The sequence below is a fragment of the Brevundimonas sp. 01N35 genome (assembly GCF_056399785.1).
Genome location: NZ_JBFTRZ010000021.1, coordinates 1 through 10,300 on the forward strand (window position 1 = coordinate 1; position 10,300 = coordinate 10,300).

The following is a 10,300-nucleotide window of genomic DNA, read 5'->3' on the forward strand; positions in this document are numbered from 1 at the left end:
ACTCATCGACTCGCCCGCCTTCCAGCGATCCCAGATTTCAGCCCGCTGGGCCGCCGAGTAATAGATCCGCCGCCGCTGCTTCATCGCCCACGCTCCATCTCCGAAGAAAAGTTAGCGTGTTGCGTTCACCGGTTGAGCCCACCACCCTTTGCGGACATTCGCGGGTCCGCTCTTGGGGATCTAGGATCAATGTCCAGCGAGGGTACCGACCGAAGGGCAGCGCTTGCTGTCTTTCCGACGAGTGTAAAACTCATCCAGCCCAGAAGGGCTTAATCCATGGTCGGGGCGAGAGGATTCGAACCTCCGACCCTCTGGTCCCAAACCAGATGCGCTACCAGGCTGCGCTACACCCCGAACCGATGGAGCGCCCTCATGGCACGGCGGGCGCCGCGCCGCAACGCGCTTGCGCCCTTAATCCACATCAGGGACGAAAGAAGGGGTGTCGAACCCGGTCGCCCGGCTTGGCGCCGATCTCCGCGGCGCGGCCGGCGCGCAGTTCCAGCACGCCGTTGGCGGCGCCGTTCGACGGCAAGGGCGTTTCCGAATAGGGCGTGGCGTGGGCGGCGATCGACACGATGCGCCCCTGAGGATCGATATAGATGATGTCCAGCGAGCTGGGCGTGTTCTTCATCCAGAAGTTCTGTTCGGCGGCTACCGGGAACTGGAACAGCATCCCCCGATCGTCTTCCAGCGGCGGACGGTACATCAGGCCGCGCTGGCGCTCCGCCTCGTCGTCGGCGATCTCGACCAGGAACTTGTGCTCGCCGGAGGCGGTGACGATGCTCAGCGGCTCCAGCGCGCGTCCAGCCGCGTCGACCGGCCCGTTCTGGGCGCAGGCCGAAGACAGGCTCGCCGCGGAAAGCGCGACCGCCAGCAAGATACGACGACTGAAATTCATGGTTCGGCCCCTCGAAGGGCGAATCCTATTCGCCCGGTCTGATATCGGCCACCACCAGGCCCTTGGGCCCTTCGGCGAACCGCACCTGCACGGCGTCGCCGGGGACCAGGTCATCCAGCCCGCAGCGCCGCAGCGTTTCAACGTGGACGAAGATATCGCCAGCCTGACCGTCGCGCACCACGAATCCGTAGCCCTTGGTCCGATTGAACCATTTGACGACCGCCGTCTCCAGCGGAGCGCCAGGAGGAAGCTCGAAATTCGCTCGCGCCGACGCGGCCGGACGCGCAGTTTCCCGGCGAACCGGCGACGTCAGGCCCTCGCCCAGATCCACGATGCGAACCACCTGCCAGCCCTTGGCCCGGCGCGCGCAATCACAGGTCACAGGCGCGCCTTCGGACACGGTCTCATGACCGCCGTCGCGCAGACTGCTGACGTGCAGCAGCACGTCCTTGAGATCCGTCAGATCCGGCTGGTCGGGCACGATGAAACCGTACCCCTTGCCCGGATCAAACCATTTGACCGTGCCGGCGATACGAACGATCTCCGACGCTTCAGTCCCTTCGAATTCCGTCACTTGCCAAACCCCCGCCTGAAAACAACTCAGGCGGATTACGATTAACACGGTTCTTTGAACCGCGGAAAATCAAAAATGACGGTTTTAAAGCCAAGCGTAACCATAACTCGGTCGCAGCCGTATGGCGGCGGCGACAAGCGAGGCCGCGCGACGATTTCAGCGATGTTGGGGAAGGCTCCGCGTGGCAGTCCCTAGGGGAGTCGAACCCCTCTTTTCAGGTTGAAAACCTGACGTCCTAACCGATAGACGAAGGGACCGCTGCGCGGAGGAGCGGCCTGATAGCCGCCCCTATCGGACGACGCAAGCCTGTTTTCCAACTTTCCGAACAAAGACATCACATCGGGGTCGCGCGCACGAAAGCAGGAGCCCGATCAAGGGCGAAACCGATAACGATGTCAGGGGAAGGAAAGCTCCGCGTGGCAGTCCCTAGGGGAGTCGAACCCCTCTTTTCAGGTTGAAAACCTGACGTCCTAACCGATAGACGAAGGGACCGCTGCGCGGAGGACCGGGGTAATAGCCGTCGATTCCGACGCTTGCAAGCGCCTGCGGCCCAGTTTGTGCGACTTTTTCAAAGACCTGCGCTCGCTGCAGCTTCAGGCCATGCGCGGGTCGGCCACATCCTCGATCTCGAATTGCACGCCACGACGGCCGTTCCAGTCGTCGGCCTTCAACCGCCCGACCAGGTTCAGCCCGCCCTGCCCCGCCAGCAGCGCCTTGCCCGACGGCAGATCGGCGCAGCGCCAGGCGATGGCTCGCACCGAGGCCCCGTCGGCCCCCACCAGACGACACCGCACATGGCCGCCGTTCATGGCCGCAGGCTCGCGCGCCTGCACCCCCTCCAGCGCGAACAGGGGCTCGGGGTTGGCGGGACCAAAGGGCGCCATCTGCTCAAAGGCCTCGAACAGGTCGCGGGTCGCCGCGCGCGGGTCGATCAGGGCGTCCACCTCGACCCAGTCCTGGGCCACGGCCTCGGCGCGCTCGCCCGACAGACGGTCGTTGAGGAAGGCGCGCAGTTCGTCGATCCGGTCGGCCGCGACCGTCAGGCCCGCCGCCATGGCGTGGCCGCCCCCGGCGATCAGCACGCCTTCATTCCACGCCGCCTGAACCGCCCGGCCCAGGTTCATGCCCGGCTGCGACCGGCCGGAACCCTTGCCCAGGCCGTTGATGGCGTCGACGCCGATCACCACGACCGGCTTGCGCCAGCGCTCGCGCAGACGCCCGGCGACGATGCCGACCACGCCCGGATGCCAATCCTCGCCCGAGATCACGACCAGGGCGGACTCGTCATTGTGCGCGCCCGTCGCCTCGACCCGGCGCACAGCCTGTTCCGTCACCTGGGCCTCGACCTCGCGGCGGGCGATGTTCAGGGCGTCCAGCTCCTGCGCCAGCGCCCTCGCCTCATCGGGATCGTCGGTGGACAGCAGGCGCGCCCCCAGGTCCGACTTGCCGATCCGCCCGCCCGCATTGATGCGCGGCCCCAGGATAAAGCCCGCATGATTGGACTTGGCCGGCCCCGGCTCGGCCCCGGCAGCGGCCAGCAAGGCCTTCAAGCCGGGATTCTTCCAGTCCGACATGACCTTGAGGCCCAGACTGGTCAGCGCCCGGTTGAAGCCCGTCAGCCCCGTCACGTCGCAGATGGCGCCCATGGCCGCCAGATCCAGCCACTGACGGATGTCCGGCTCGGTCCTTCCCTCGAACAGACCCCGCGCCCGCGCCTCGCGGTTCAGCGCGGCCAGCAGGACGAAGACCACCCCCGCCGCGGCCAAATTCCCCTGCCCCGAGTTGCAGCCCGGCCGGTTCGGATTGACCACGGCCAGACAGGCCGGCGGCTCCTCGCGCATCATGTGGTGGTCGATGACCACGACCTTCAGCCCGATGGCCGCCGCATGGGCCACGGCCTCGTTGGCCGCCGCCCCGCAGTCCACGGTGATGACCAGGTCCGCGCCGCGCGCCTTCAGCGTGTCGAACGCCCGCGCGCTGGGGCCGTAGCCCTCGGTCAGGCGGTCAGGGACATAGATGGGCAGTTCCGCGCCCAGCGTCCGGAACCAGCGCACCAGTAGGGCCGCGCTGGACGCCCCGTCGACGTCATAGTCGGCGAAGACGTGGATGCTGTTTCCGGCCTGCAGGGCGTCGATGACGGCGGTCGCCGCCGTGTCCATGTCCATGAAGCTGGACGGATCGGGGAACAGCGCCCGCAGGGTAGGCCTCAGGAAGTTCTCGCCCTGATCCGCCGCCACGCCGCGCGCCGCCAGGGCGCGGGCCATGGGCTCGTCCAGATCCAGCGCCTGCATATGGGCGCGAATGACCCCGGCCTCGGCCGGGCGCTGTCGCCAGGCGCGGCCCGACAGGGAGCGCGAAACGTCGAGGAAGGCGGGAGTGTCGCCACCGTCAGCCATGAACAATCCTTTTGAGCCCGGTCATCATCGCGGGATTCTGTCGATCAGACGATAGGACGGGCCTCAGGGGCGCGGGCGGTCGATCCGCGGCGGCGGGGCGGCGCGACGACGCAGGCGTTCGGCCAGAGCCTCGACCGCTTCCGGCGTCTGCGGGCCGATCGGGGCCATCCGCGCGGGATCAAAGCGGCGGTTCACCGACTCGACGAAGGCCGCCGGATCGCCGGTCAGGGTCCAGTCGATATGCGCGACCTGGTTCGTCAGGGCGCCGCCCGCGGTGTTCAGTGCATTGACCTTCGCGGCCACCTGCGCCGGCTGCGGCAGGTCCGTCGACGTCGCCGGGAAATCGGCCCAGCGCGGATACTGACGATGACTGTCCACCAGTTCCTGCACACGCGGAGCGACCGGCGAGGTCATGTCGGTCTTGGGGTCGAACGAGCCGACGCAGCCGCCCGTGGCCAGCAGCAGACCGGTCATCGCCGGCAGGATCGTCTTTTTCGACAGGAACACGTTCATCTCAGGCCCGGTCATATGCCATCATCGGTCCCGGAGGAAGGCTCGCGGCCCGACGCGCGCCGGTTCCGGAGGTTCGCCCATGGCCAAGCGCCCGACCAAGGCTCCCCCCGCCCCGCTGGCGGCCGCCGCCGCCCCGCGCAAATCGGGTCGTCCGACCTCGGCCAAGCCCCGGCCGAAGAAGGCGGCGCCCGATTCGTCCGCCGAAGCCCCCGCCCAGCCCAAGGCGGCCCCGCCTCCGCCGCCTCAGCCCAAGGCCGCCGATCCCTTCGCCTTCGGGGCCGATCAGCGCCACCTGCTGGAAACCCTGTCGCTGAATCTGGCCAAGGCGGCCATGACGGCCCAGTCGGCCATCGCCGAGGCCGCCCTCAGCCAAGCCGACCGCCCCGCCGCCCTGTCGCCCGATCCGTTCAACATCGCCCCGGCCATGACCTCGGTCATGACCAGTCTGGCCGCTCGCCCCGAAAAATTGTTCCAAGCCCAGGCCGACCTGTTCAGCCGCTATATGGACCTGTGGTCCGCCACCTCGCGTCGCGCCATGGGCGAGGACGTCGCCCCCGCCCCCTCGACCGACAAGCGGTTCAGGGATCCTGCCTGGAGCGAGAACCCGGTCTTCGACGTCATGCGCCAATCCTATCTGGTCACGTCCGAATGGATGAACGGCCTGGTCTCCAGCGTCGAGGACGTCGATCCGCGCGTGAAGCGCCGGGCCGAGTTCTTCACCAGGCTGCTGACCGACGCCTTCTCGCCGTCCAACTTCCTCGCTTCCAACCCGGCGGCGCTGAAGGCCCTGGCCGAGACGGGCGGCGAGTCCCTGGTCAAGGGGATGCAGAATTTCGCCGCCGACCTTGAGCGCGGGGCCGGCAAGCTGAAGATCAGTCAGGCCGACTACGGCCAATTCACGGTCGGCGAGAACGTCGCCACCGCCCCCGGCCAGGTCGTCTGGCGCGACGAGTTGTTCGAACTGATCCAGTACGACGCCGCGACCGAGACGCAAGCCGCCGTGCCGCTGCTGATCTTCCCGCCGTGGATCAACAAGTTCTACATCATGGACCTGCAGCCGGCGAACTCGCTGATCCGCTGGCTGTCGGCCCAGGGCTTCACCGTCTTCGTCTGCTCCTGGGTCAATCCGGACAAGGACAAGGCCGAGTTCGGCTTCGACGACTATCTGCAAAAAGGCATCTACCGCGCCGTCGAAAAGGTGCTGGAACAGACCGGCCAGAAGCAGTTGAACGCCGTCGGCTACTGCATCGGCGGCACCCTTCTGGGTGCGGCGCTGGCCCACATGGCCGCGCACAAGGACGCCCGCATCGCCACGGCCACCTTCTTCGCCGCCCAGCACGACTTCGCCGAGGCGGGCGACCTGCTGCTGTTCACCGACGAGCACTGGCTGGCCGGGATCGAGCAACAGATGGACGCCGCCGGCGGCTTCCTGCCGGGCGCCGCCATGGCCGACACCTTCAACGCCCTGCGCGCCAACGACCTGATCTGGTCCTTCTTCGTGTCCAACTATCTGATGGGCAAGGCGCCGGCGGCCTTCGACCTGCTGTTCTGGAACGCCGACCAGACGCGGATGCCGAAACGCCTGCACCTCGACTACCTGCGCCGCATGTACGGCCAGAACGCCCTGGCCAGGGGCGAGTTCGAGATCGGCGGTCAGCGCATCGACCTGTCGACGGTCAAGGTTCCCCTCTATTTCCAGGCCAGCCGCGAGGACCACATCGCCCCGATGAACTCGGTCTATCGCTCGGCGCGGCTGTTCGGCGGACCCGTGACCTACACCCTGGCCGGATCGGGCCATATCGCCGGGGTCATCAACCCGCCGTCGGCCAACAAATACCAGCACTGGACCAACCCCGCCCTTCCCGAGACGCTCGCGGAATGGCAAGCGAACGCGGAACAGCATCCGGGCAGTTGGTGGAATCACTGGGCCGCCTGGCTGCACCCCCAGTCGGGCGACCAGATCCCGGCGCGTGATCCGAAAACCGGCCCGCTCAAACCCATCGAGCCCGCGCCCGGCGCCTATGTGAAAGTGAAGTCTTGAAGCGTATCGAACCCAACCTGCTGCTGGCCCTCGCCACCGCCATTCCCCTCGCTCTGCTGGTCGCCACCGCCAGCCTGTTCGGCGAGCCGGGCAACACGCTGAAGTATGTCCTGCTGGCCGTCATCTGCAGCATCCTGTTCGTTGCGCTCAACGGCGTCCTGGCCAAGCGCATGGGAACGCAGCGCCCGCCGATGATCCACCCCGAGGCCGCATCCACCGCCGTCTGGGCCAGCCTGTTCCCGCTGGTGCTGATCATCGCCGCCGCCATCCCGGTCTTCTTCCCCGGCCACGACTACGGCCTGCTGGTCATCATCGGCGCCGTCTGGTTCGGAGTGACGGTGCAGTCCGCGCTCAAGGCCCGTCAGGCGGGCTGAAACGTGAGGGCCACGCCGTTGTTGCAGTAGCGCCGCCCGGTCGGCGGCGGCCCGTCCATGAACAGATGCCCCTGATGCCCCAGACAGCGGGCGCAGTGATATTCCGTGCGGGCGATGCCGATCAGCCGATCCGTCTTCGAGCCAATATTGGCCTCGGTCACGCGGAAGAAGCTGGGCCAGCCGGTGCCGCTGTCGAACTTCCACGCCGACTGGAACAGCGGCAGGGCGCAGCCCTTGCAGACGAAGACGCCGCGCCGATGCTCGTCGTTCAGAGGGCTGCTGAATGGCTGCTCGGTCCCCTCATGGCGCAGCACGCTCCATGAGGCGTCGCCGAGACGCCGCTTCCAGTCCGCATCGCTGATCTGGCGGAAGGGCGAGTTAGCCCATGAATCCGCCAAGGCGTCCGCCGCCTTGGGCGTGCAGCCCGACAGGGCCAGGGCGGCCCCGCCCAGAACCAACGCCCGTCGTTCGAGAAAAGCGTCCATGCCCTCTATACGACGGCCGGACGCCTTTGGTTTCAGCTCGGGGGTTCAGATCAGACCCGTCGTCTCGTCCAGACCCAGCATGATGTTCAGGTTCTGAACCGCCGCGCCCGAGGCGCCCTTGCCCAGATTGTCGAGCATGGCGACCAGACGCGCCTGTTCCCCGCCGCGATCGCCAAACACATGCAGCCGCATCCGGTTGGTGCCGTTCAGGGCCTCCGGCTCGATGCCCGTCATGGCCGCGGTCTCGTCCAGATCGGCGACCTCGACAAAGCGTTGCCCGTCATAGGCCTCGACCAGGGCGCCGTGCAGCCGCTCGACCGAGGGCGTTTCCGGCAGGGCCGACAGGTGCAGCGGAACCTCGACCAGCATCCCCTGGCGATAGTTCCCGACGGCGGGCGCGAACAGGACGGGCAGCGTCAGCCCCGTGTGCTGGGTCATCTCCGGCACATGCTTGTGCTTCTGGCTCAGGCCATAGGCGCGGAAGGCGGTCGAGGCCCCCGCCGCCTCAAACTCGGCGATCATGGCCTTGCCGCCCCCGGAATAGCCCGACACCGCATTGACCGTGACCGGATGCGTGCTCGGCACCAGCCCTGCCCGCACCAGCGGCCGCATCAGGCCGATGAAGCCAGTCGGATAGCAGCCGGGGTTCGACACCCGCGTCGAGGCGGCGATGGCCGCGCGCTGACCCGCATCCATCTCGGCGAAGCCATAGGTCCAGGCCGGATCGACCCGGTAGGCCGTCGAGGCGTCGATGACCCGCACCGCTGGGTTCTCGATCATCGACACGGCTTCCTTGGCCGCATCGTCCGGCAGGCACAGGATGACCGCATCTGCGCTGTTCAGCGCCTCGCGCCGCGCCTCCACGTCGCGCCGACGGTCGCCCAGCAGGATCAGCTCCAGATCCGTGCGCGCCTCCAGACGCTCGCGGATCTCCAGCCCCGTGGTCCCGGCCTCGCCGTCGATGAAGATGGTGTGGGTCATGTCACACTCCTGATCCTTCTCCCCTTGCGGGAGAAGGTGGCCCGCGCAGCGGGTCGGATGAGGGGTCGCACTGACCCCGAGAATTCAGCGGATTTGAGACGCTGCCCCAAATCGTCGGCCCAACATCAACGGCGTCTCTCCTGCTCGACTCTTCGCGCCTCTTCCAAAAGCGTGCGCAGCCGTCGGTCGCCATCGACATTCACCGGCAGATAGATGTTCGCCCCTGCAGCACGGATCGCATCCAGTTCTGGATCCGATATATCGACAGAGGTGAAATCGTCCCAATCATTCGGACGCCCCTCACCTTCAATGAAGTTCGACAAGTAGGCGACCACTTCCCCGGGTGTACGGCGCCTCGCCTCCGGAAAGACCTTCGCGATCATCCTTCGCAACCAAGACGTCTGCATCAACCGCTCCAAAGAAAAAGGGCGCTCCGGGTTTCCCCGAAGCGCCCCAAATCCAAATCGCCTGAAAGCGATTAGCGCTTCGAGAACTGGAAGCTGCGGCGTGCCTTGGCGCGGCCGTACTTCTTACGCTCGACGACGCGGCTGTCGCGGGTCAGGAAGCCGTGCGGCTTCAGGACCTTGCGCAGTTCCGGTTCGAAGTGCGTCAGGGCGTGCGACAGGCCGTGGCGGATGGCGCCGGCTTGACCCGACAGACCCGAACCTTCGACGGTGCAGATCACGTCGTATTGCGTGGCGCGGTCCGAAACGGTCAGCGGCTGGGCGATCATCATGCGCAGCACGGGACGAGCGAAGTAAACTTCCTGGTCCTTGCCGTTGATGGTGATCTTGCCGGTGCCCGGCTTGATCCAGACGCGAGCGATCGCGTTCTTGCGCTTGCCGGTCGAGTAGGCGCGGCCTTGGGCGTCCAGCTTTTGCGTGTAGACGGGCGTGTCGTTTTCGACAGTGCCCAGGCTCTTCAGGGCGTCGAAGCCGGTGGCTTCAGCAGTCACGTCGGTCATGCTCAGGCGCTCCGGGTGTTCTTGGCCGAGGCCGACTTGAAGTCGATGGTCTGCGGCTGTTGGGCTTCATGCTCGTGGGCGGCGCCGGCGAACAGACGCAGGTGCGTCATCTGCTTGCGAGCCAGCGGGCTTTCCTTCGGCAGCATGCGCTCAACGGCTTTCTCGAGCACGCGCTCGGGGAAGCGGCCGTTCAGGACCTTTTCCGGGGTCGTTTGCTTGATGCCGCCCGGGTGGCCGGTGTGGCGATAGTAGACCTTGTCGGTCGACTTCTTGCCGGTGAACACCACCTTGTCGACGTTGGTGACGACGACATAGTCGCCCATGTCAACGTGCGGGGTGTAGGTCGGCAGGTGCTTGCCGCGCAGACGGTTGGCGATGAAGGTCGCGAGGCGGCCCACCACGACGCCTTCGGCGTCGATGTGGATCCACTTCTTTTCGACCTCTGCCGGCTTCATCGAAGCCGTAGTGCTCTTCAGCATAATGAGGGTCCTGAAAGACGAACGGTGCGGCCCATTCCAAAGCAGGAATGAGCGGAAGGCGTGCTGATAGAGGGTCATCCACAGCAGGTCAACACCAGTTCGCGACCTAATTTTAGATCAACATATTGATTTAAAACAACTTATCTTAAACGGTATTAAAATACCCGACAATGACCAGCACAAACCGCCTTCCCTCTCCCCTTGCGGGAGAAGGTGGCAGGCGAAGCCTGACGGATGAGGGGTTCCCCACCATTTTCCCGTTCATCCCGGCGGACGCCGGGATCCAGTGCGAGCCCCATGCGCCCCGCTTGTCGCCCCAGGACTGGACCCCGGCGTCCGCCGGGGTGAGCGGTATTAAGGTGCGGCCATCACAATCCCCCCGCCCAATCCCTGACCCCGCAAGCGATCGCGTCAACGCCGCCCCCATCCGCTCGCCCCACTCCCGCCCTGCGCCATGCTCCACCTGTCCCGTCGCAAGGGAGGGCTCGCTTGGCCGGCGAACCGAAGCGGCGGCGGGAGCGGAGAGAACGGGGGTCTTGTCGGACCGTCAGCCTCTCGTCGCGCGCACCGGGCAAGGGAGCACCCAGCGGAAGGC

General features: G+C 66.5%; 11 protein-coding genes and 3 tRNA genes. 2 read left to right on the plus strand and 12 right to left on the minus strand.

From position 1 onward, the window contains the following. Positions 1-277: 277 nt before the first annotated feature. The 7 genes from AC1DJ5_RS14360 to AC1DJ5_RS14390 all read right to left on the minus strand — a co-directional run bounded on the left by AC1DJ5_RS14360 (position 278) and on the right by AC1DJ5_RS14390 (position 4,396). Positions 278-354, minus strand: a tRNA-Pro gene (locus tag AC1DJ5_RS14360). Between the two features lie 67 nt (positions 355-421). After that, complete coding sequence (locus tag AC1DJ5_RS14365; RefSeq protein ID WP_441453775.1) at positions 422-898, minus strand: DUF192 domain-containing protein; 477 nt, start codon at positions 896-898, stop codon at positions 422-424. A 25-nt stretch (positions 899-923) separates the two neighbouring features. Continuing rightward, the gene (locus AC1DJ5_RS14370) at positions 924-1,472 is read right to left on the minus strand and encodes a cold-shock protein (protein ID WP_441453777.1); all 549 of its coding nucleotides are present in this window, start codon (positions 1,470-1,472) and stop codon (positions 924-926) included. A gap of 182 nt (positions 1,473-1,654) precedes the next feature. Continuing rightward, positions 1,655-1,729 (minus strand) — tRNA-Glu (locus AC1DJ5_RS14375). A gap of 160 nt (positions 1,730-1,889) precedes the next feature. After that, positions 1,890-1,964, minus strand: a tRNA-Glu gene (locus AC1DJ5_RS14380). 101 nt (positions 1,965-2,065) lie between these two features. Beyond that, positions 2,066-3,868: a single-stranded-DNA-specific exonuclease RecJ gene (recJ, locus tag AC1DJ5_RS14385; RefSeq protein WP_477021031.1), complete on the minus strand. Its 1,803-nt coding sequence runs from the start codon at positions 3,866-3,868 to the stop codon at positions 2,066-2,068. Positions 3,869-3,931: 63 nt separating this feature from the next. Then, on the minus strand, positions 3,932-4,396 hold the full coding sequence (locus AC1DJ5_RS14390; RefSeq protein ID WP_477021032.1) for a hypothetical protein: 465 nt from the start codon (positions 4,394-4,396) through the stop codon (positions 3,932-3,934). Positions 4,397-4,460: 64 nt separating this feature from the next. Here AC1DJ5_RS14390 and phaC point away from each other — a divergent pair, with 64 nt between their 5' ends. Continuing rightward, positions 4,461-6,422 carry a class I poly(R)-hydroxyalkanoic acid synthase gene (gene phaC, locus AC1DJ5_RS14395; RefSeq protein WP_477021033.1) on the plus strand — a complete coding sequence of 654 codons (1,962 nt, stop codon included), beginning with the start codon at positions 4,461-4,463 and terminating at the stop codon, positions 6,420-6,422. Then, complete coding sequence (locus AC1DJ5_RS14400) at positions 6,419-6,796, plus strand: hypothetical protein (RefSeq protein WP_477021034.1); 378 nt, start codon at positions 6,419-6,421, stop codon at positions 6,794-6,796. Before phaC ends, AC1DJ5_RS14400 begins: the two co-directional genes overlap by 4 nt. On the opposite strand, the gene msrB is transcribed toward AC1DJ5_RS14400, so the two are convergent. The 5 genes from msrB to rplM form a co-directional block, all read right to left on the minus strand. Then, positions 6,784-7,281: a peptide-methionine (R)-S-oxide reductase MsrB gene (msrB, locus tag AC1DJ5_RS14405; RefSeq protein ID WP_477021035.1), complete on the minus strand. Its 498-nt coding sequence runs from the start codon at positions 7,279-7,281 to the stop codon at positions 6,784-6,786. The genes AC1DJ5_RS14400 and msrB overlap by 13 nt on opposite strands. A 45-nt stretch (positions 7,282-7,326) precedes the next feature. Next, complete coding sequence (gene argC / locus AC1DJ5_RS14410; protein WP_477021036.1) at positions 7,327-8,262, minus strand: N-acetyl-gamma-glutamyl-phosphate reductase; 936 nt, start codon at positions 8,260-8,262, stop codon at positions 7,327-7,329. A gap of 125 nt (positions 8,263-8,387) precedes the next feature. Beyond that, positions 8,388-8,645, minus strand: a complete 258-nt coding sequence (locus AC1DJ5_RS14415; RefSeq protein ID WP_477021037.1) for a hypothetical protein — start codon at positions 8,643-8,645, stop codon at positions 8,388-8,390. 95 nt (positions 8,646-8,740) lie between these two features. Beyond that, positions 8,741-9,226, minus strand: a complete 486-nt coding sequence (rpsI, locus tag AC1DJ5_RS14420) for a 30S ribosomal protein S9 (RefSeq protein ID WP_441453790.1) — start codon at positions 9,224-9,226, stop codon at positions 8,741-8,743. Between the two features lie 2 nt (positions 9,227-9,228). Next, positions 9,229-9,705 (minus strand): 50S ribosomal protein L13, encoded by a 477-nt coding sequence (rplM, locus tag AC1DJ5_RS14425; RefSeq protein WP_477021038.1) that lies wholly within the window; start codon positions 9,703-9,705, stop codon positions 9,229-9,231. Positions 9,706-10,300: the final 595 nt, after the last annotated feature.